Below are 21,779 nucleotides of genomic sequence, written 5' to 3'. Positions count from 1 at the left end.
CTGCTTTTCGCGAATCACCCATCACGAATCACGAATCACGGCCTTCCCGCGTGATTCCGACACCCCGCATGCGATAAGTTGGCCCGGCCACACGCAGCAGGCCCGGAGCGGGATGAGCGAAACCACGAACACCACCACCGTCGACACCTGGAGCGAAGACATGCTCTGGGCGGTCGCCATGTCGGACCTTGCGGTCTTCCTGCTCGACGACCAGGGGCGGCTGCTGCACAGCAACGACGCCGGGCGCGTGCTCGCGATGCGACTGCATCCGGACGAGCCGCATCCGGATCCCGCGATCCTGCTGTCGTACATCCCCGAACAGGGCTGGCAGATCGCGCAGCGCGACGGTCGCTGGATCGGCGAGGTGCCCACCGCGCTCCCCGGCCTGGTGCTGGAGATCAAGGCGTTCGCCGGTCGCGATCGCGGCCGCTGCCGGCGCTACACGGTGATGACCGACATCTCGGTGCGTTCGGCGCGCGAGGGCGAACTGCGTCGTCGCCACGACGAACTCCAGTCGACCTACGACCGTCTCGCCAGCGCGCAGGAACAACTGCTGCAGTCGGAGAAGATGGCGTCCATCGGCCAGCTCGCCGCGGGCGTCGCGCACGAAATCAACAACCCCATCGGCTACGTGCACTCCAACCTCGGCACGTTGCAGGAATACACCAGCGCGCTGCTCGCGCTCGTCGACGGTTACGCCGACGCGCTGCAGTCCAGCGATCCGGCATCGAGCCGCCCGTTGCTGAAGCAGATGCGCGACCGCCTCGACGTCGATTTCATCGTCGGCGACCTGCCGAAGCTGCTGGAGGAATCGCGCGAAGGCATCGAGCGCGTCACCAAGATCGTGCAGGACCTGAAGGAGTTCTCGCACGTCGAGCGCGACGAGCCGATGCGTCCGTCGGATCTTCGCAAAGGCCTGGAATCCACGCTCAACATCGTGTGGAACGACCTCAAGTACAAGGCGAAGGTCGAGAAGCACTACCACGACGTGCCGCTGGTGGAGTGCTACCTGTCGGAGATCAACCAGGTCTTCATGAACCTGCTGATCAACGCGGGGCAGGCGATCGACGACCGCGGGCTGATCACGCTTGCGATGGGCGTCGAAGGTGACGAGGTGTGGGTGAGCGTGGCCGACGACGGCGTCGGCATTCCCGAAGAAGCGTTGCAGCGGATCTTCGATCCGTTCTACACGACCAAGCCGATCGGCCGCGGCACGGGCCTCGGGCTGGCGATCGCGTATCGCATCGTCGCCAAGCACCACGGCCGCATCGAGGTGCACAGCCGCCCGGGCGAAGGCAGCACGTTCCGCGTGGTACTGCCGATCTCGCAGCCGGTGCTGTCGCGGCCGCGGGGGAAGTAGCCTCACCGTCATCCCGGCGAAAGCCGGGACCCAGGCCCGTAGCGTCCGGGCACTCTCTCGACGGCTCCAAACCTCACCGTCATCCCGGCGAAAGCCGGGATCCAGGCCCGCAACATCCGGGCACTCCGGCAGCGGTGAGCCACATCACCGTCATTCCAGCGAAAGCTGGAATCCATCTTGCCGTTGCTCTTGCTCGTCATTCCCGCGAAGGCGGGCCGCTTCTGGGCCGCCGCATGGCGGCACCATCCGTGGACTTTCCACGCTTTCCCTTCAACGCTTAAGAGCAAAGAAGAATCACCCGCCAAGCTTCCGATCGCCTGCGGCGCTCGGGTCACTTTTCTTTGCTCGCACAAAGAAAAGTAACCCAAAGAAAGTGCGTACAAGTCCAACCCAATCCCACGACCGGAAAGCGAATAGGCGCGTTCGCGATTCGCCATCCATGGCTCAGCGCTCACCGCCGCACATCCTGTGCGGCGCCCTTTGGGGCTAGTGACGAATAGGCTCTTCGACAGCAACAGCAACAGCAACAGCAACAGCAACAGCAACAGCGACAGCGACAGCAACAGCGACAGCAACAGCGACAGCAACAGCGACAGCAACAGCGACAGCAACAGCGACAGCAACAGCGACAGCAACAGCAACAGCAACAGCGGCAGCGACAGAATCGTCATTCCAGCGACCGCTGGAATCCATCTTGATCCTGATCTTGCGACTGCGACTGCGACTGCGGTTGCGGTTGCGGTTGCGGGCGCCTGCGGCTGCGTGCGGCTGCCGTTGCGCTTGCCCTCGCCCTTGCTCTTGCTCGTCATTCCCGCGAAGGCGGGAATCCAGGGACTTTTCACGCTTTCCCTGCAGCCCGTCAGAGCAAATCAAAGCAAAGAAGAACCACGAGCCAAGCTTCCGATCGCCCGCCGCGATCCACGCATCGCAAACGCATCCCGCCGCATGAGCCCGCTACCGCGCCGCAAATGTCGAGAGGCAAGCCCGGCGCGCAGAGGCCATGCTGCACGCGCGATCAGTCCGCTGTCAGGCTTCCCGCGCGCTAGTCCCTCACATCCAGCACCACGCACCGCACCCGCTGCAAACCTCACGGAATCCCCGAAACCCACCCCATTCAGCCGCGGGCACACCTCACGCGGTGCGTAAGGTTTCAACCGAACCCTGTAGGCCCACCAGCCCGTTGCTGCATTGCACGATGACAAACTCGGCACACTTTGCTTAGTTTTGGTTAAGGCGTCGTGGTAGCGCTATCACAGGGGTGGGCCACCCGACGCCGGGAACACGCGATTACTGCGACTGCACGGGTCACTGGAACCGCAAGGGAAGTCGGTTTTCGAGGTGCGGGACGGGCGACTCGAGCGCCCGGTTTGAAAGCGTGCGGGCGATGCCCGCGGGTGCCCTGGGGAGGGGCGAGACATTCATCGATCGAAGTAGAGGGCAGACCACATGATTTGGTTCCGGTCCGACGCAGCAAGCGCGTCCTGCAAGCAAGCGGCCACCATCGAGCCGCCGTCGCAGGACAAGGTTTTTTCCGATCAACGAGCCGTCCAGCGGAGGGCCGCGCCATGAGCCGCAGGACGTCCAACACGAAGTTCAACAGCCGCATCCTCAAGCGCACGGCGATGTTCACCTTCGTCGGCGGCATGCTGGTGATCAATCCCGCGTTCGCGCAGGACGCCACGCAGGCGACGCAGGGGCAGGTGCTACAGGCACAGAACCCCGCGGACGAGGCCACCACGCTCGATTCGGTGACCGTCACCGGTCTTCGCAACTCGCTCAACCAGTCGATGGAGCTCAAGCGCGAGGCCGCCGGCGTCGTCGACGCGATCAGTTCCGAAGACATCGGCAAGTTCCCCGACACGAACCTGGCCGAATCGCTGCAGCGCATCACCGGCATCTCGATCGAGCGCCGCGACGGCGAAGGCGCGCAGATCACCGCGCGCGGCTTCGGCCCGCAGTTCAACATGGTCACCCTCAACGGTCGCCAGATCCCGGGCGCGGACGCCTTCGGTGCGCCGGGCCAGATCCCGATCGGCGGCGTCGACGGCGGCACGCGCGCGTTCAACTTCGCGCAGCTGGCATCGGAAGCGATCGACACGCTGGTGGTCTACAAGACCGGCCAGGCGACCGTGCCCAGCGGCGGCATCGGCGCGACGATCGACATCCAGACCGATCGCCCGTTCAACCACCAGGGCGGCAATGTCATCGCCAACCTCGGCGCCAAGGCCGTCTACGACGAATCGCAGCCGTTCGAAACCGACATCACGCCGGAAGTCTCGGGCATCTTCAGCTACGCCAACGCCGACAAGACGTGGGGCGTGGGCCTGTCGGCGAGCTACCAGAAGCGCCACGGCGGTTCGGTGCAGTCGACCGAGAACGCCTGGAACATGCAGCGCTGGACCGGCACCGATCCGGCATTGCGTCCGGACGCGATCGTGACCAACGCGCCGGCGATCGGCCAGCTGTACGGCATGCCGAACGACCTGCGCTACGCCTTCGCCGATTTCGAACGCGAACGCATCAACGGCCAGGCCGTGCTGCAGTTCGCGCCGACCGACGCGCTGACCTTCACGCTGGACTACACCTACTCCAGCAACGAGATCACCGAAGACCGCGGCGAGCAGACGATCTGGCTGCAGCGCGCCAACAGCTTCAGCCACCTCACCTTCGATACCGACGAGGAGGTCGCCACGCCGATCTACCTTCGCGACATCGTCGGCACCAAGGACTTCGGCTACGAGCAGCAGCGCCAGGAGCAGGAATACACGCTCGATTCGCTCGGCCTGAACGTGAAGTGGGACGTCACCGACCGCTTCCGCCTGGCCTTCGATGCGCACAACACGACGTCCAAGAGCTTGCCGAACGATCCGGTCACCGGCGGCGGTTCGACGTTCTTCTCCATCGCCGGCACCAACAACTGCACCGTGGGCCCGTACTGCGGCGGCAACTGGGCGCAGGAGCTGTGGTTCAACAACGGCCTGCCGATCGGTGCGCGCACGTGGTACACCGATCCGGTTTCGGCCGCGAGCGGCGCCAACGGCACGGTCAATCCGGACTTCCCGCCGGAGCAGATCGGTTCGCAGGTGCTGCGCATCAACTCGCAGCGCCAGGAAACCGAGGTCAAGCAGGGCCGCATCGACGGCGAATACAACTTCGATGACGGCCGCTTCCTGTTCGGCGTGGATTCGTCCAACGTCACCATGAGGCGCATGCAGGCGACCGAGGCGTATTCCACGCTCGGCGACTGGGGCGTGGCCAACACCGGCAACGAACCGGGCCTGCAGGAACTGCTGACGCCGATCAGCATCGTCGGCATGTTCGAGGACTGGAACACCGACGGCGCCGCGCGCGGTGCATGGCGCGGCAACGCCACGGCCGGCGCCTTGTGGGCGGGCGATTTCTACGGCGCGCAGACGCGTCGCAACGACCAGCTGGCCGCCGACAACGAGATCGAGGAAGACACCGACTCGGTGTACGGCCAGGTCGAAATGGACGGCACGCTCGGCGGTTTCCCGACGCACACGCGCATCGGCGTGCGTTACGAGAAGACCTACCTGACCTCGACCTCGCAGGTCGCCATCCCCACCGCGATCCAGTGGCAGGCGAACAACGACTTCCGCATCCTGCGCGGCGAGGACACGCAGCCCTTCAAGGAAACGCACAGCTACGACTACGTGCTGCCGAACCTGGATTTCAGCATCGATTTCACCGATGAGATCAAGGGTCGCGCGTCGTTCAGCCAGACCATCGCGCGTGCGCCGTACGGCAGCCTGTACGCCGGCCCCACGCCGAACCAGCCGACCGGTTCGATCCTGATCAACCCGTCCACGCGTGCGGACGGCGATGCGCAGAACCCGGAACTGGATCCGCTGGAATCGGACAACCTCGACCTGGCGGTGGAGTGGTACTTCGCCGACGCGAGCTTCGTCTCGGTCACGTTCTGGAACAAGGACGTGAAGAACTTCGTCGGCAGCTCGGTGGTGCGCGAGAACCTGTACGGCCTGCGCGATCCGACCTCCGGTCCGGATGCACAGGCGGCGCTCGCGTTCCTCACCAGCCAGGCGTGCGCCACGCAGGCCACGGCAGCAGGCGCGGATCTCGCGCAGGCGTGTTCGGCCAACGACACCGCGCTGTTCACGGCGGTGGCGATGCTGCGCAATCCGGAAACCGGCGGCCTGGGCGCGTACAACGGTACGTCCGCGCAGTCGCTGGCGATGGAGAACGCCTACGACCTGGTCGGCGAAGCGGATGATCCGTTGTACGAGTTCGACGTGCAGCGTCCGGTCAACCAGAACAACGCCAACCTGCACGGTTGGGAAATGGGTGGCCAGTACTTCTTCGGGGAGTCGGGCTTCGGCATCTTCGCGAACTACACGCTGGTGGACGGCGACGTCGCGTTCGACAACACCGTGGTCGATCGCGACCAGTTCGCGCTGCTCGGCCTGAGCGACACGGCCAACGTGATGTTCATGTACGAGAAGTACGGCTGGTCCGCGCGACTGGCCTGGAACTGGCGCGACGAGTACCTGATCGCGGCCAACGAGAACGGCTCCAACCGCAATCCGTTCTACGTCGAGGAATACGAGCAGTGGGATCTGAGCGTCAACTACTCGTTCAACGACAACTGGCAGGTCGGCTTTGAAGCGATCAACCTGACCGGCGAGGACGTGCGTTGGCACGGCCGTTCCGAGAAGCAGATGATCAAGCTGGTCGACCAGAGCCCGCGTTACATGCTGGGCGTGCGCTGGCGCTACTGACGGCACGCGTACGAGGAAACGCGGGTGCGGGGACGGGAGGCGCGATGCGTCCTCCCGTTTCCCGGACCCCATCCAACGCGAGGAACGAGGGACCATCGCACGCGGCACGGAGGACGCTCTCCCTCCCGTGACGCTCGCGATCCCGCGTTTCTCGCTTCTCGTTTGCGGCGCCGCAATCGCGACATTCCGAAACCCTTGCTTCCGTCGAACGGCAGGCGCATAACGTGCGAAAGCCTGCCCATTGCCAGCCCGACATGGCCCGATACGAACTGCTCAACAACATCACGCACAAGGACCTGCGCGTGGCCACGCGCTTCGGTCGCGAATTCGGCGACGACGTCGGCATGGTCATGGCGTTTCCGACCGAGTTCGCCGAGTTGCAGCGCGAATACCCGATCTTCTTCCGCAAGGATCGCGACAGCGGCCAGTGGCAGGCGGTCGCGTTGCTCGGTTTCGACGCGAAGGAAAACCTCTTCCTGCAGGGCGAACGCTGGAATGCCGCCTACCTGCCCGGTGCGATCGCGAAGGGACCGTTCCTGATCGGCTTCCAGGAGCAGCGCATCGAAGGCGAACTCCGCCGCGAACCGGTCGTGCACGTGGACATGGACCACCCGCGCATCCAGGCCGGCGACGGCGAGGCGGTGTTCCTCCCGCAGGGCGGCAACAGCGCCTACCTCGACCACATTTCCACCGTGTTGCGCGGCATCCGCGACGGCGTCGATGCCGGTCAGGCGATGTACGCCGCGCTCGACGCGCTCGGACTCATCCAGCCGGTGTCGCTGGAAATCACGCTCGACGAAGGTCATCGCGTGAGCCTGGCGGGCCTGCACAACATCGACCGCGACCGGTTGGCCGCGCTCGATGCCGAACAGCTGCACGCGCTTCATCGCGCTAATTATCTCGAAGGCGTGTACCTCGTGCTCGCCTCCGTCCACAACCTGCGCCGGCTGATGGCCGAAAAGCAGCGGCGGCTGCGAGAGACCGCGCAGTGAACGCATTGGCCGGCGACGCGACGATGCATGCGCGCGCCGGCGCGACGCAGCCGATCGCCGAGCGGCACGGCCTGCGCGCGGACACGTTGCCGATCGACGAACTGCTCGCGGGCGGCGAACCGGTGGTGCTGCGCGGCATCGCGCGCGACTGGGAGCTGGTAAAGGCCGGCGAGCAGTCGATGCAATCGGCGATGGACTACCTGCGTCGTCACGACAACGGCCAGCCGGTGACGTACTCGTGGGGCGCGCCGGAGATCCGCGGACGTCCGTTCTACAACGACGATTTCACGCAGCTCAATTTCGAGGTGCGTCGCGGCGTGCTGTCGCAAGTGCTGGACGAGATCGCGTCGCACGCGAACGACGCGACGCCTCCGACCTGGTACGTCGCCTCGCTGCTCATCGACACGCGCCTGCCCGGATTTCGCGCGAAGAACGACATCGGGCTCGCAACGCAGGGCATCGACGCACCGCCGAGCATCTGGATCGGCAATCGCGTCACCGCGTCGTGCCACTACGATGCGATGAACAACATCGCCGTGTGCGCGGTCGGCCGTCGCCGCTTCACGCTGTTTCCGCCGGAGCAGATCCACAACCTCTATCCGGGTCCGCTGGAACCGACGCCGGGCGGGCAGCAGGTCAGCGTGGTCGATTTCGACGCACCGGATTTCGCGCGCTATCCGCGTTTCCGCGATGCGCTCGCCGTCGCGCGTACTGCCGTGCTCGAACCGGGCGATGCGATCTTCATGCCGAGCCTGTGGTGGCACCACGTGCAGGCGCTGGAAGCATTCAACGTGCTGGTGAACACGTGGTGGAGCAGCGTGCCGGCGTACGTGCCCACGCCGATGCATGCGCTGCATCACGCGATCTGGGCATTGCGTGATCGCCCCGAGCGCGAGAAGCAGGCGTGGCGCGAAGTGTTCGATTACTACGTGTTCGGAGATCCGGAGCAGGCCGGCGCGCATCTTCCGGCGCAGGCGCGTGGCGCGCTCGCGCCCGTCGACGACATGCTCGCGCGGCAACTGCGCGCGATGCTGCTTGCCAAACTCAACCGCTGAGCGCATGCGCTCGACATCACGTCACACGAGGGAGTGAAGATGGAGAAGGGCAGGATCCGCAGGGTCGTGATCGCCGGTGGCGGCACCGCCGGCTGGCTGGCCGCAGCGGCGCTGACGCACCAGTTCCGCGATCTGCTCGACGTGGTGCTGATCGAATCCGAGCAGATCGGCACCGTGGGCGTCGGTGAATCGACGGTGCCGCCGATCCGCAATTTCCATCGTTTTTTGCAGATCGACGAGCAGGAGTTCCTGCGCGAAGTCGCCGGCACGTTCAAGCTGGCGATCTCGTTCGAGAACTGGCGCCGGCATGGCGAGCGCTACATCCACCCGTTCGGCATCACCGGGCAGGGCACGCTGGTCGCGGCCTTCCACCACTTCTGGCTCGAAAGCCTGCAGCGCGGCATGGACTCGAAGCTCGGCGACTACTGCCTGGAAACGCAGGCCGCGCTCGCCGACCGCTTCGCGCTGCCGGCGCAGCCGCAGGTCAACTACGCGTATCACCTCGATGCCGGCCTGTACGCGCGCTTCCTGCGCAAGCGTTCGGAAGCATTCGGGCTCAAGCGCATCGAAGGCAAGATCCGCGAGGTGCGGCAGAACGGCGAATCGGGTTTCGTCGAAGCGCTGGTGCTGGAAGACGACCAGGCCATCGAAGGCGATCTGTTCATCGACTGCACGGGCTTCCGTGGATTGCTGATCGAACAGACGCTCAAGTCCGGTTACGAGGACTGGCACCAGTGGCTGCCGTGCGATCGCGCGGTCGCGGTGCAGACCGAATCGACCGGCGGACCGGTGCCGTACACGCGCGCCATCGCGCACGACGCCGGCTGGCGCTGGCACATTCCGTTGCAGCATCGCGTCGGCACGGGCTGGGTGTATTCCAGCCAGCACATGTCCGACGACGAGGCCACGGCGCGATTGCTGAAGGACGCGGCGGCGCCCCCAATCCGCGATCCGTGGCGCGTGCCGTTCCGCAGCGGTCGTCGCCTGAAGGCGTGGAACAAGAACGTGGTGTCGCTCGGACTGGCGAGCGGTTTCATCGAGCCGCTGGAATCGACCAGCCTGCACCTGTCGATGACGTCGATCATCCGGCTGATCGAGGCCTTCCCGTTCGACGGCATTCCCGAGTCGCTGACGGAGATCTACAACGACACCGGCCGTCGCGAGATGGAACACGTGCGCGACTTCATCATCCTGCACTACCACGCCAACCAGCGCGACGAGCCGATGTGGAAGCAGTGCCGCGAGATGGAGATTCCCGATTCGCTGTCGATCCGGCTGCGCGCATGGCGCGATCGCGCGCACGCGTGGCAGGGCGCGAACGAGCTGTTCCGCGTGGATTCGTGGACGCACGTGATGCTCGGCCAGGGGCTTGAGCCGCAACAGCACCATCCGCTCACGCGCGCGCTGCCGGACGACCAGATGCGCCGCTTCCTCGACCAGATCCGCAAGCCCATCTTTGATGCGGTGGCGAAGTTCCCGACGCAGCAGGAATTCATCGACCGCTACTGCAAGGCCGCGCCGGAAGTGTGGGGCGCGCGGCGGCCGGCGGTCCAGGCATGACGACATCGCACGACACACAGGAGGCGGTACGGTGAAAGCAGGGAACCTCGGTCGGATCGGAAGTGGCGTACTGGTGTCGGCGCTGTTGCTGGCGCTGGCCGCATGCAAGGGCGACGACAGGCCGCAGGCCGGCGCGCAGCCGCAGGCCGGCGCATCGCCGTGGCCGGAAGTGAAGTGGCCGCTGCCCGAGGATCCCGCGCTGGAGAAGCGCGTGAACGATCTGCTGGCGTCGATGACGGTCGAGGAGAAGGTCGGCCAGATCGTGCAGGGCGACATCAGCAGCATCACGCCCGAAGACGTGCGCACCTATCACCTCGGCTCCGTGCTGGCCGGCGGCAATTCCGATCCGGGCGGGCGCTACAACGCGACGCCGGCCGAATGGCTCGCGCTCGCCGACGCGTTCTACGAAGCGTCGATCGACAAGTCGAAAGGCGGCAAGGGCATCCCGGTGATGTTCGGCATCGATGCTGTGCACGGGCAGAGCAACATCGTCGGCGCGACGATCTTCCCGCACAACATCGCCCTGGGTGCGACGCGCAATCCCGAACTGCTGCGCCGCATCGGCGAGATCACCGCGCTGGAAACGCGCACCACCGGCATGGAATGGGCGTTCGCGCCTACCGTCGCCGTGCCGCAGGACGATCGCTGGGGCCGTTCGTACGAAGGCTATTCGGAATCGCCCGAGGTCGTCGCCAGTTTCGCCGGCGCGATGGTCGAAGGCCTGCAGGGCAAGGTCGGCACGAAGGAATTCCTCGACGGTCGCCACGTCATCTCGTCGGTGAAGCATTTCCTCGGCGACGGCGGCACCACCAACGGCGAGGACCAGGGCGACACGAAGCTCAGCGAAGCCGACCTCGTGCGCATCCATGCCGCGGGTTATCCGCCGGCGATCGCCGCCGGCGCGCAGTCGGTGATGGCGTCGTTCAACAGCGTCAACGGCGTGAAGATGCACGGCAACAAGGCCTTCCTGACCGACGCGCTGAAGGGCCGCATGAATTTTGGCGGCTTCGTCGTCGGCGACTGGAACGGCCACGGCCAGGTCGACGGCTGCACGCCGAGCGACTGTCCGGCGACGATCAACGCCGGCCTCGACATGGCGATGGCGCCGGACAGCTGGAAGGGCTTCTACGACACCGCACTCGCCGCGGCGAAGGCCGGCACGATTTCGCAGGAACGCCTGGACGACGCGGTGCGCCGCATCCTGCGCGTGAAGTTCCGCCTCGGTCTGTTCGAAGCGGGCAAGCCGTCGCAGCGTGCGGTCGGCGGCAAGTTCGAACTGCTCGGCGCGCCGGAACATCGCGCCGTCGCGCGACAGGCCGTGCGCGAATCGCTGGTGCTGCTGAAGAACCAGGGCGGCGTGCTGCCGCTGGATCCGCGCAAGCGCATCCTCGTTGCCGGCAGCGGCGCGAACGACATGACCAAGCAGGTCGGCGGCTGGACGTACAGCTGGCAGGGTTCGGGCAGCAAGCGCGAGGACTTCCCCAACGCCGACACGATCTTCGAAGGCATCGCGCAGCAGGCCAAGGCCGCCGGCGGCGAAGCGACGATGGCGGTGGACGGAAAGTTCACGCAGAAGCCGGACGTGGCCGTCGTCGTCTTCGGCGAGGATCCGTACGCCGAGTTCCAGGGCGACATTCCGAACCTGATGTATCGCCCGGGCGACGATTCCGATCTCGAACTGATCAAGCGCCTGAAGGCCGCGGGCATTCCGGTGGTGTCGGTGTTCCTGAGCGGCCGCCCGTTGTGGATGAACCGCGAGATCAACGCGAGCGATGCGTTCGTCGCCGCGTGGCTGCCGGGTTCGGAAGGCGCGGGCGTCGCCGACGTGATCCTGCGCAAGGCCGACGGCAGCGTGCAGAACGACTTCAAGGGCAAACTCGGTTTCAGCTGGCCGCGCACGGCGATCCAGGTCGCCAACAACGTCGGGCAGAAGGATTACGACCCGCAGTTCGCGTTCGGCTTCGGCCTGACGTATGCCGACGACGGCAACCTCGCGCCGCTGCCGGAGGAATCCGGCGTGAAGCCCGGCCAGACCGAAGCCGGCACGTTCTACGCGCGCGGCACGCTCGCCGATGGCCTGCGTCTTCGCCTGGGCAACGCGGCAGGGCAGAACGTCGACGTGACGACGCTGCCGGCGAAGCTGCCCGACGGCAGCCTCGCCGTCACCGCGGTCGACCATGAAGCGCAGGAAGACGCACGACGCCTCGACTGGTCCGGCGCGCAGGCCGCGACGGCGACGCTGCTCACCGACAAGCCGATGAACCTCATGCGCGAAACCAACGGCGAGGTGATGATCGTGCTGACCACGCGCTTGGAAGCCGCGCCGGCAGGCGATGTGTCCGTCGGCGTGACCTGCGGCGCCGGCTGCAAGCCTGCGAGCCTGCCCGCGCGCGACGCGCTGGCGAAGCTGCCTGCCGGGCAGTGGACGACGTTCGGCGTGCCGCTGAAGTGCCTGGCGACGGCGGGCGCGGACATGCGCAAGCTCGACTCGGTGCTGGTGCTGGAAAGCAAGGGCAAGCTGCAGATGTCGGTATCACGCATCGCGTTGGGCGCATCGAACGAAGCCGAGCACGTGCTGCCCTGCAAGTGGTGAATCCAATCCCAATGCGTTGAGCAGAAGGCCGGCGATTGCCGGCCTTCTTTTTTCCGTCGCGCGATGCGCAGGTTCCCTCACGAACGCGTGAGCGCATGAACGATCACACGCGTCGCGTGATCGTCACGCGCAGCGCAAGCGTGCTACGGCCGAGTCCGCACCTCTTGCGCGCTGCTTGCACATTGTTCCGCAGTGCGCGCGCGTCGCGTTCTTCACTGCCGTTGGACCTACCATGTGCCATCGCGACACGCATCTCGTCGCGCGCACACTGAATGCGTAGCGGACGCGACTGCGACGTGCATGCATCGCGCGAAAAATCGCTGGCATGACGCTTGCGTTGTCCATGTTGTCAGGCAATCCGCCTGAACATCGGAGATGCAGTAATGGCTAACAACAACCAGCGTGAGCAGAACCAGGGCGGCCAGAACCAGAACCAGGGTGGACAGGGCGGCATGCAGGGCCAGGGCGGTGGTGGCCAGCAGGGCGGCGGCCAGCAGGGTGGCGGCGGTCAGCAGGGCGGCCAGCAGGGTGGCGGCGGCCAGCAGGGCGGGCAGCAGGGTGGTGGCGGTCAGCAGGGCGGCCAGCAGGGTGGTGGCGGCCAGCAGGGTGGCGGTCAGGGCGGCGGCGGCCAGCAGGGCGGTCAGCGCGAGGATGGCGGCGGCCGCGGCGGCAGCCAGCGCGACGAAGAGCGCGGTGGAAGCCAGCGTCGCTGAGTAAAGCCACTGGTCAGGCAACGGCGCCCGGAAAGATTCCGGGCGCTTCGCTGTTCGCAGCAAAGAGGACCACGGATGAAGCCATTCGCTGTCGATGATCTGTACCTGCATTCCACGCTGCTTTCGGTGCAGGGCGCGCCGGGGCATTCGATCGCGGTATTCGCACGCTCGCGGCCTTCGCGCAAACGCGACGGCTACAGCTCCACGGCATGGTGCGTGGACACCTCGGGCGATGCCGCGCCGCGCGAGCTGACCTCTAACGAATCCAGTGCCCGCTCGCCAAGGCTTTCCCACGACGGAAAAACGCTCGCGTTCCTGTCGAACCGGCAACAGAAGCAGGGCACGCAGGTGTACCTGCTGCCGCTCTCCGGCGGCGAGGCACGTCGGCTGACCTCGCTCGAACACTCGCCGGAAATCATCCACGGCTGGACGCCTGACGGAAGCGCGCTGCTGGTGAGCGCGTCGGTGCCCTGGGCCGAAGACGCGCAGGACGATGCAAGCCTTGCCGATGGCACGCGCCCGCTCGTCGTCACGCATCTTCCGTACAAGATGGACGGCAGCGGCCCCTCCGTCGGCAAGCGCACGCACGTGTTCCGCATCGATGCGGACAGCGGTGAGGCGACACAGATCACGCACGGCGACTTCGACGTGAAGGAAGCCTGCTGTTCGCGCGATGGAAAGCGCCTGGCGTTCGTGCGCACGCGCGAGGAAAAGCAACGACATCGCGCCGACCTGTGGCTGGCGGACGTCGATGGCGGCAACGCACGTCGCGTCACGACCGCGCTCGCGGCCGTGCAGGGACTGCAGTGGTCGCCCGACTCGAGCCGGCTGGTCTTCGGCGGGAACACGACGCCGGGCGATTCGCTGGATCACCCGTGGTTGCTGCGCGTGGCCGACGGCACGCTCACCCAGCTCGGCAACGACGACCTGCACCTGGAAGGCGACCAGTTCTTCTGGCACGAGGACGGCGTGCGCATCGCCACCGTCGTGTCGATCCGCGGCATGCAGGACATCTGCGTGATCGACAGCGAGCACAATCGCGTGCATCACTTCCCGCGCCGGCTGCGCCACGTGATGCAACTGGGCGAAAGCAACGGCCGTCTGATCTTCTCGTGCGCGACGATGCGCAAGCCCGAAGAAGTGTTCAGCTGCGACTGGGACGGCGGATCGCAGCAGCGCCACACCAGTTTCAACCGTCCGTGGATCCGCGAGCGTGCGGCGCCGCGCGTGACGGTTCGCGCATTCGACGTGCCCGATGGCGAAGGTGGAACCGAGCGCATCGATGCGTGGTTGCTGCGTCCGCCGGGAAAGGGCCCGTTTCCGGTCTTGGTCGACATGCACGGCGGCCCGCAGAGCACGGTGCTCGTGGATTACCCCAGCCACGTGTACTGGTACGAACTGGTGTCGCGCGGATGGATGATCGTCGCGCCCAACGCCGTGGGTTCGGCCAGCTACGGCGCGGAGTTCGCCAAGCGACTGATCGGGCACTGGGGCGAGCGCGATCTGCCGCAGTACCTCGCCATCCTCGACCGCCTGCGCAAGGACGGCCTCATCGCCGATCGCATCGCGTGCGCCGGCAAGTCGTACGGCGGCTTCCTCAGCGCGTGGGCCGTGGGCAACAGCGACGTGTTCCGCGCGGCCGTGGTGTGTGCGCCGATCAGCGACGTCGAGTCCCACACGGGAACGTCGGATACGGGGTTCTACGTGACGCCCTATGCGATGGGCGGCGAGATCGACGAAGCGCGCGAACGCTATCACCGCCTGTCGCCCATCGAGTACTGCGCGCACGTCGATGCGGCCGTGCTGATGCTGCAGGGGCAGGACGACGAGCGCTGTCCGCTCGGGCAATCGGAGGAGTTGTACGCGAACCTGCTGCGACTCTCCCGCAAGGCGCCGACCATGGTCGTGTATCCCGGCGGCAGCCACGGCCTGTCCGGCAGCGGGCGGCCGAGCCATCGCGTGGACTTCCACCGGCGTCTCGTGGACTGGGTGATGCGCCACGCGGGGGAATCGTCGGAACAGCAGGCGCAGCCCGAGGAAGACGAAGCCGCCACCGCGGCTGCGAAAGCGTCGTGACGCGTCAGTACACCGATTCGCCGGCCGCGCGTCGTTCGTGCGCGCGGAAGGCATCAAGGATGTGCTCGCGCAGTTCCTCGTCGTTCCACGGCTTGGTCAGGAAGCGGTAGATCGCGCCGCGGTTGATCGCCTCGGTGATCGTCGCCAGGTCCGTATACCCCGACAGCACCATGCGGATGGTGTCGGGGTAGAGGTCGCGCACACGCGTGAGGAATTCGGTGCCGCTCATGTCGGCCATGCGCTGGTCGGACAGGATCACCTGCGCGGTGTTGCTCGCCAGCAGGTCGAAGGCTTCGCGCACGCTGTTGGCGGTGAGGATCTGGTAGCCATCGCGGCGGAACAGGCGCACGAGCGAGCGCAGCACGTTTTCCTCGTCGTCCAGCAGTAGCAGCGTGCGTTCCGGACGCGTCGCAGCAAACGCGCCCGGGAGCAGGAAGCGCTTGCTCACCATTTCGCCGAGCTGGTCCGCCGGTGCGGACGGACTGAACAGATAACCCTGGAAGAAATCGCAATGGTTGCGGCGCAGGAAGCCGAGTTCGGCCTCGCTTTCCACGCCCTTGGCGATCACTTTCATGCCCAGCTGGTGGCCCATCGCGATGATGCCGCGCACGATCGCGGCGCTGCGTGGATCGCTGGCGACATTGCGGATGAAGCTGCGATCAATCTTGATGCGATCCAGCGGGTATTGGCCGAGCGCGGCGAAGGACAGCCCGCCCAGGCCGAAGTCCTGCACGGTGAGCGTCGCGCCCATCGCGCGCAGGCCGGCGAGCGTGTCGTGCACGCGATGGCTGTCGGTGACCAGCACGCTCTCGGGAATCTCGAACTCCAGCGCGTTGCCCGGCAGTCCGTAGCGATGCAGCAGCTCGCCGATGCGGTCCAGGCAGTCGCGCTGCACCAGCAGCGGGCCGGACAGGTGCACCGACATCGACAGGTAATCCAGGCCTTCGGCGCGCCATTGCGCGAGCTGCGCGATCGCCGATTCCACCACCCACGCGCCAAGTCGCGCGGCGAGGCCGACGCGGTTGATCGGCTCGAGGAACTGGCTGGGGCGCAGCAGCCCGCGATCGGTCTGCCAGCGCAGCAACGCGGCGAAACCGGTGACGCTGCCGTCGTGCGCGGCGACCTGCGGCTGGTAGTACAGGCGGAACTCGCCGCGATCGAGCGCCTCGATGAACCGCTGCGCGAAACCATCGTTGGGTGCGCCGCGATCCTCCGACGCCGCCGAATACAGGCCGACGTTGTTCAGGCCGTCCTGCTTCACGCGACGCAGCGCTTCCTCGGCCTTGGACAGCAACGTCGCGGCGTTGGGCGCGTGGTCGGGGAAGACGGCGATGCCGATGGAGAGCGTCACCGGCAGCGTGTACGGCGGGATCGACAGCGGCGTTTCGAAGGCGTCGCGCAGACGTTCCGCGAGGCCGGCGCCGTCCAGTTCGCCTTCGCGGTAGCCGATGCCGATGACGAACTCGTCGCTGGTCAGGCGCCAGATCCAGCCGTCGCGCGGCACCGCGCGGCGCAGGCGCTGGGCGATGGCGGCCAGTGCCTGGTCGCCAGTCGCCGTGCCCATGTTGGTGTTGATCGAGCGGAACATGTCCACGTCGATGTGCAGCAGCGCGATGCGTCGTCGCGTCGCGCCGGCGACCGCGATGGCGGTCGCCAGGCTGGGTCCGTTGGCGCCGAGGCGGTGGAGCCCGGTGATGGGATCGACCGCGGTATCAACCTTCTCGTCGTACCGCTGCGCCATTTCTTCGGACTACTTCTTTGTTGCCGGGGGAGTTGCGGGTTTCTGCGGGGGCGTGCCGCTGCCGAAGTCGCCGTCCGCGGAGGCCGCCAGGTAGGCGAAGACCGCATAGGCCGCGACGTTCTGCGCCAGCGCCTGCGGGTCGATCTTATCGAACGTGTCGTCCGGGGTGTGGTGAAGATCGAAGTAATCGGTGCCGTCCTGCGCCAGGCGCGCCCACGCCATGCCCTTCTCGGCCGACGGACCGACGTCCGGCCCCGGGCCGCCCTGGCCGGGCACGTATTCGATGCCCAGCGGCGCGAGCGCCTGCGCGATCTGCGCATCGGCAGCCTTCGCATGCTCCGGCGCGGAGCTGGAATAGGCGTAGATGCGGCCGGCGCCGAAGTCGCTTTCGGCACCGATCTGGTGCTTGGCCACGTCCTTCATGTGCGCGTCGGCGTAGGCCTTGCCGCCGTACAGCCCCTGTTCCTCGTTGGCGAACGCGACCACGCGGATGGTGCGGGCCGGATGCTGCTTGAGGTCGCCGATGAGCTTGCCGGCCGCCATCGTCAGGCCGACGCCGGCGCCATCGTCGATCGCGCCGGTGCCGAGGTCCCACGAGTCCAGGTGGCCGCCGATCACGACCACTTCGTCCGGCTTCTTCGAACCGCGGATCTCGCCGATCACATTCTGCGAGGTGTACGTGCCGTCCCAGCCGCAATCCAGCGCGAGCTTCACCTTCACCGGCTTGCCGAGCGCGAGCAGGCGGCCGAGCTGGTCGGCGTCGGGCACCGCGAGCGCGGCGGAGGGAATCGGCTTGAGGCCCTCATCGAAACGGGTGATGCCGGTGTGCGGATTGCGATGCGAATCGGTACCGGCCGAGCGCATCAGGTAGCCGATCGCGCCGGCGCGGATCGCCGCCGACGGCCCCTTGCTGCGCACGCGCGAGCCCGGGCCATAGCCGGCGCCGTCGCGCGCGCGTTCCATCCTGTAGTCGATGAAGGCGATCTTGCCGGCGAGCGAACCGGCGGGCGCGGCTTCCAGTGCGGCGAGGTCGGCGAAGCGCACGACTTCGCCTTCGACGTTGCCCGCCGGGCTGCCGCCGAGCGCGGTCAGGTGCAGCGGCTGTGCGTTCGCGCCGACGACATGCGCCGACTCGCTGCGGCGTTCCCACTTCGGAAACGTGACCGGTTCGGTCCAGACCTTGTCGAAGCCCAGTTCCTTGAACTTGGCCACCGCCCACGCGACGGCGCGCGCGTCGGCCTCGCTGCCGGCCAGGCGCGGGCCGACTTCGGTGGTGAGCGATTCGGTGATGCGGTAGCCCAGGTCGCTCTTCAGCGCGGTTTCGCGCAGCTGCGCGGCGGTGGCGATGGCCTTGTCGGGAATGCGCGTCTCGCGCTCGGCTGCGTGACCGCTTGCGGCGGCGGCGAACAGACAGGTGGCGATCGCCACCGACAGCATTGCGCGCATCGAACAACTCCCCTGGAAGACGGCGTCGAAAGGACGACGAAACCGCGAGCGTAGCAACTCGCGTCGGGCGGGCAGGGTGTCGTCAGTCACGCGCTGGAGTTTGCGGGATCGGTCGCTTCGCGCGAAGCGCGGTTACGCGGGACCGCGCAGGTAATTCGACACGCCGACGCACAGCACCACCAGGATCAGAACACCGAGCCCGACGTATTCCAGATCGATATCACTGCGCGCGAACCAGCGCCGGAAACGATGGCTGAGCAGCAATGGGGCGACCACGATGACGCCCACTGCCATACACGCCAGCCCGAACAGCAGATGCGAGCCGGCCCACGACCACAGTGCGTCGAGCACGATGCGATCGCGCTTACTTCTTCAATTCGTCGCGGATCTCGCGAAGCAGCAGCACTTCTTCCGGGATGGCAGCTGCGACGGCCGGTGCGCGCACGCGGTTGTACGCCTTGAGGATCAGGAAGATCACCAGCGCGATCAGCAGGAAATCGATGATCGTCTGCACGAACATGCCGTAGCGGATCGCCAGCTCGGTCGCGACCTCCTTGCCGGCCGAATCCAGCTGCGCCGGCTTGATCACGTACTTCCAGTCGCTGACGCTCACGCCCTTGGTGAACGCGCCGATCGCCGGCATCACGATGCCGTCCACCAGCGCGGTGACGATCTTGCCGAAGGCTGCACCGATCACGACACCGACGGCCAGGTCGACCACGTTGCCGCGTGAGATGAATTCCTTGAACTCGGTGATCAGGCCCATGGCGTCGTGGTCTCCAGCGTTGACGTTAGACGGCGGCGCGCGCCGCGCGGCTTCGGACTATACCGTCCGACCGGTGACGATCGTCCCGGAATGTTCGGCGATGCCTTCGATGGCGGCGTGGAAGCGGTCGCCCGGTTGCAGCGGACCGACGCCGGCAGGCGTGCCCATGAAGATCAGGTCGCCGGCGCGAAGGGCATACAGCTTCGACAGCTCGTGCAGGATGTCGGGCACCGTCCAGATGAGGTCGGCGAGCGAGCCGTCCTGTTTCACCTGGTCGTTGATCGAAAGGCGGATGCGGCGCGCGCCGAGTTCACCGACTTCGGTGGCGGGCACGATCGCGCTGATCGGCGCGGCATGGTCGAACGCCTTGCCGGTGTCCCACGGCAGGCCCTTGGCCTTTGCGTTGCCCTGCAGGTCGCGGCGCGTGAGGTCCAGGCCGACGGCGTAGCCGTAGACGAGGTTCATAGCGTCGACAGGATCGAGCACGCCTGCGGGCGCGTCCTTGCCAAGCGCGACGACCAGTTCGACCTCGTGGTGCAGGTCCTGCGTGCCGGGCGGGTAAGGCACTTCGGACTGCAGCGCGATCGCGTCGGCCGGCTTGAGGAAGAACACCGGCGTGCCGCGGTCGGCGGGCGAAGCCGGAACGGCGGCGCCCATCTCGCGTGCGTGGTCGGCGAAATTGCGGCCGACGCAGTAGATGCGGTGTACGGGGAAAGTCTGGTCCGTCCCGCGGACCGGAACGCGCGGCTGCGGCAGGGCCGCGATCACGTCGCTCATGCGGGCCCTTAGAGGGTGGTGTGCGAGCGGGGCTGTTCGATCGCCGGCTGGCCGACGACGCGGAATTCGCCTTCGACGATGCGCGCGTCCTGCTGCGAGCGCGCCAGGCGCTTGCCGCGCTGCTTCCACAGCTTGTAGAGCATGCCGGCGGCGATCATCGCCGCGCCCAGCGCCATCGAGAACGCGACCAGCACCGCGAGCACGCCCAGGCCGACGACGCCGAGCGCGAAACGCAGCAGGCGATGGCGCGGCTTGCGTGGCTCGAACGCCGAACGCACGCGCGAATGGAAGTGGGAGGTACCGAAGCGGAAGGTCTGGGCAAACATCGGATTGCGTCGTGACACAATGCGGCAACAAGCGCCGGGGAGGCGAGTATCGGGCCAGCCATGAGCGAGGGTGTGAGAACTTCGTTAAGCATTTCACACGATGTCGACCGTTCAGCGGAGCCGCTCGTGAGGCTGGAACGCTTGCCCGACGGGGCCTTCGCCGAGGTCGAGGCGGTCGTCGACGGCGATGCGGAAAGCCTGATTGTGTATCGTGACGGCGATCACGTCCGGGCCTGGCTCAACATCTGCCCGCACGCCGGTCGCCGCCTCGACTGGGCGCCGGGCCAGTTCCTCAAAAGCAAGGACGGCCATCTGGTATGTGCCGCGCATGGGGCGAGCTTCGAATTGACCGGTGGCGAATGCGTCGCCGGGCCGTGTCGCGGGGAATCGTTGCGTGCGGTCGGAGTGACGGTGCGCGACGGCGCGGTCTGGCTGGGCGACTGAAGTACCGCAACGCGGCAGCGCCGCATTGATAACAGACGCAACAGGGGACGACATGAGCACGGTGTTGTGGGCCAATTGCCTGGTCGGTGGAGAGGTGTGTTCCGATCAGGAGGATCGCGCGGCGCTGTACCGGCACGCGAAGAAACTCGATGCGATCTCAAAGTCGCTGCGGCTGCCGTCGTTCATGGCCGCCTGCGACGAGACCGACATGCGCTACAACCTCCAGGACCTGGAGCTGCCGGCTGGCATGACCTCGACCAACGAGGTGATGGCCGCCGACGGTGCCTGGCTTGCGCGCGCCGACGCGCTGGCGATGCTGGAGGGATTGCACGCGCACATCCGCGAGACCAAGCCCCGCTTCGGGCTGCTGAGCGACCAGCACGCGACCGTCGTGGACGAGCTTGCCGGCGTGATCGCGTTCGTGCGTTCGCAGCCGGACGCGGAGCGGTTCAACTTCGCCGTCGTGATGTGATCCGGTCGTACAGCCGCAGCGAGGCCCCATGCCGAACCCGCTGATCGTTCCAATGGCCGCCCACGTCGCGTGGGTCGCCTTCCTGTACGTGCTGCTGACCATCGCCCGCGCGCCCGCCGTGTGGGGCATCGGGCGGCGCCCCGACGGCGGCAATCCGTGGGCGAAGCTCGAACCGCGCATCAGCGCCAATCTGTCGAACCAGTTCGAGTGGCCGCTGTTCTTCCACGTCGCCTGCGTGCTGCTGATCGTGGCCCGCGACATCGGGCCTCTGCCGCAGATGCTCGCGTGGATCTTCGTCGCAGGTCGCGTGCTGCACAGCGTGGTGCAGATCTGCACGGCCAACGTGCGGCTGCGAGGACTGGTGTTCATGGTGAACTTCCTCGCCGTGCTCGCGCTGTGGGCGGTGGTGGTCGGAAGATCGCTTCTGGCTTGAGAAGTGCCTCGGCGCAGGCGCGCTGGACGAACCACTCCGCTTGAGCCGTCTTCCCCGCGAAGGCGGGGATCCATGCGTCGGTCGCATCACGTTCGCCGCGCTGATACGGCTGGATTCCCGGCTTCGCGGGAATGACGATGGTGTGGTTTGCAGGTGAGGGTGTCGCCAGGCGCTGCGGGCCTGGGTCCCGGCTTTCGCCGGGATGACGGATCGCGAACGCTGTTGCCGAATCCCGAATCCCGAATCCCGAATCCCGAATCCCGAATCC

General features: G+C 66.7%; 18 protein-coding genes. 10 read left to right on the top strand and 8 right to left on the bottom strand.

Annotation, left to right across the window (positions count from 1 at the left end):
- Positions 1–112 precede the first annotated feature (112 nt).
- Positions 113–1,360: an ATP-binding protein gene (locus GOY17_RS15355; RefSeq protein WP_232338450.1), complete on the top strand. Its 1,248-nt coding sequence runs from the start codon at positions 113–115 to the stop codon at positions 1,358–1,360.
- Between the two features lie 8 nt (positions 1,361–1,368).
- On the opposite strand, the gene GOY17_RS15350 is transcribed toward GOY17_RS15355, so the two are convergent.
- The gene (locus GOY17_RS15350) at positions 1,369–2,031 is read right to left on the bottom strand and encodes a hypothetical protein (RefSeq protein ID WP_157031052.1); all 663 of its coding nucleotides are present in this window, start codon (positions 2,029–2,031) and stop codon (positions 1,369–1,371) included.
- Between the two features lie 894 nt (positions 2,032–2,925).
- On the opposite strand from GOY17_RS15350, the gene GOY17_RS15345 reads away from it, so the two are divergent.
- The 5 genes from GOY17_RS15345 (at position 2,926) to GOY17_RS15325 (ending at position 12,317) form a co-directional block, all read left to right on the top strand.
- Positions 2,926–6,117 carry a TonB-dependent receptor gene (locus GOY17_RS15345; RefSeq protein ID WP_157031051.1) on the top strand — a complete coding sequence of 1,064 codons (3,192 nt, stop codon included), beginning with the start codon at positions 2,926–2,928 and terminating at the stop codon, positions 6,115–6,117.
- 254 nt (positions 6,118–6,371) lie between these two features.
- A complete protein-coding gene (locus tag GOY17_RS15340; protein WP_157031754.1) occupies positions 6,372–7,109 on the top strand; it encodes a SapC family protein in 738 nt (245 codons plus the stop codon).
- A gap of 23 nt (positions 7,110–7,132) precedes the next feature.
- Complete coding sequence (locus GOY17_RS15335) at positions 7,133–8,164, top strand: cupin-like domain-containing protein (RefSeq protein ID WP_157031753.1); 1,032 nt, start codon at positions 7,133–7,135, stop codon at positions 8,162–8,164.
- A gap of 39 nt (positions 8,165–8,203) precedes the next feature.
- The gene (locus GOY17_RS15330; protein ID WP_157031050.1) at positions 8,204–9,724 is read left to right on the top strand and encodes a tryptophan halogenase family protein; all 1,521 of its coding nucleotides are present in this window, start codon (positions 8,204–8,206) and stop codon (positions 9,722–9,724) included.
- A 31-nt stretch (positions 9,725–9,755) separates the two neighbouring features.
- Positions 9,756–12,317, top strand: coding sequence for a glycoside hydrolase family 3 protein (locus GOY17_RS15325; RefSeq protein ID WP_232338449.1), 2,562 nt, complete (start codon positions 9,756–9,758; stop codon positions 12,315–12,317).
- 227 nt (positions 12,318–12,544) lie between these two features.
- On the opposite strand, the gene GOY17_RS15320 is transcribed toward GOY17_RS15325, so the two are convergent.
- The gene (locus GOY17_RS15320; protein WP_157031048.1) at positions 12,545–13,141 is read right to left on the bottom strand and encodes a hypothetical protein; all 597 of its coding nucleotides are present in this window, start codon (positions 13,139–13,141) and stop codon (positions 12,545–12,547) included.
- Here GOY17_RS15320 and GOY17_RS15315 point away from each other — a divergent pair.
- Entirely contained in the window at positions 13,106–15,106 is a 2,001-nt protein-coding gene (locus GOY17_RS15315) for a S9 family peptidase (RefSeq protein WP_157031047.1), read from the top strand. The genes GOY17_RS15320 and GOY17_RS15315 overlap by 36 nt on opposite strands.
- A 4-nt stretch (positions 15,107–15,110) precedes the next feature.
- Here GOY17_RS15315 and GOY17_RS15310 read toward each other — a convergent pair whose 3' ends face one another.
- The 6 genes from GOY17_RS15310 to GOY17_RS15285 all read right to left on the bottom strand — a co-directional run bounded on the left by GOY17_RS15310 (position 15,111) and on the right by GOY17_RS15285 (position 20,162).
- A complete protein-coding gene (locus GOY17_RS15310) occupies positions 15,111–16,847 on the bottom strand; it encodes an EAL domain-containing protein (protein ID WP_115843501.1) in 1,737 nt (578 codons plus the stop codon).
- Positions 16,848–16,856: 9 nt separating this feature from the next.
- Positions 16,857–18,284: a M28 family peptidase gene (locus GOY17_RS15305; RefSeq protein ID WP_198173951.1), complete on the bottom strand. Its 1,428-nt coding sequence runs from the start codon at positions 18,282–18,284 to the stop codon at positions 16,857–16,859.
- 141 nt (positions 18,285–18,425) lie between these two features.
- Complete coding sequence (locus GOY17_RS15300; protein ID WP_157031045.1) at positions 18,426–18,644, bottom strand: hypothetical protein; 219 nt, start codon at positions 18,642–18,644, stop codon at positions 18,426–18,428.
- A 13-nt stretch (positions 18,645–18,657) separates the two neighbouring features.
- Entirely contained in the window at positions 18,658–19,059 is a 402-nt protein-coding gene (mscL, locus tag GOY17_RS15295; protein WP_157031044.1) for a large-conductance mechanosensitive channel protein MscL, read from the bottom strand.
- 57 nt (positions 19,060–19,116) lie between these two features.
- The gene (locus GOY17_RS15290) at positions 19,117–19,836 is read right to left on the bottom strand and encodes a fumarylacetoacetate hydrolase family protein (protein ID WP_157031043.1); all 720 of its coding nucleotides are present in this window, start codon (positions 19,834–19,836) and stop codon (positions 19,117–19,119) included.
- Positions 19,837–19,844: 8 nt separating this feature from the next.
- Complete coding sequence (locus GOY17_RS15285) at positions 19,845–20,162, bottom strand: hypothetical protein (RefSeq protein ID WP_157031042.1); 318 nt, start codon at positions 20,160–20,162, stop codon at positions 19,845–19,847.
- Between the two features lie 60 nt (positions 20,163–20,222).
- Here GOY17_RS15285 and GOY17_RS15280 point away from each other — a divergent pair, with 60 nt between their 5' ends.
- Genes GOY17_RS15280 through GOY17_RS15270 form a run of 3 tightly spaced genes read left to right on the top strand, consistent with a single transcriptional unit; the run spans position 20,223 to position 21,511 of the window.
- The gene (locus GOY17_RS15280) at positions 20,223–20,606 is read left to right on the top strand and encodes a Rieske (2Fe-2S) protein (protein WP_157031041.1); all 384 of its coding nucleotides are present in this window, start codon (positions 20,223–20,225) and stop codon (positions 20,604–20,606) included.
- Between the two features lie 52 nt (positions 20,607–20,658).
- Positions 20,659–21,078, top strand: coding sequence for a hypothetical protein (locus GOY17_RS15275; RefSeq protein ID WP_157031040.1), 420 nt, complete (start codon positions 20,659–20,661; stop codon positions 21,076–21,078).
- Between the two features lie 52 nt (positions 21,079–21,130).
- Positions 21,131–21,511, top strand: coding sequence for an MAPEG family protein (locus tag GOY17_RS15270; protein WP_198173711.1), 381 nt, complete (start codon positions 21,131–21,133; stop codon positions 21,509–21,511).
- Positions 21,512–21,779: the final 268 nt, after the last annotated feature.

The organism is Lysobacter soli (assembly GCF_009755585.1).
Lineage (GTDB): Bacteria > Pseudomonadota > Gammaproteobacteria > Xanthomonadales > Xanthomonadaceae > Lysobacter_J > Lysobacter_J soli.
The sequence above is the reverse complement of the archived record's forward strand: the minus strand, read 5'-3'. Positions and strand labels throughout refer to the sequence as shown.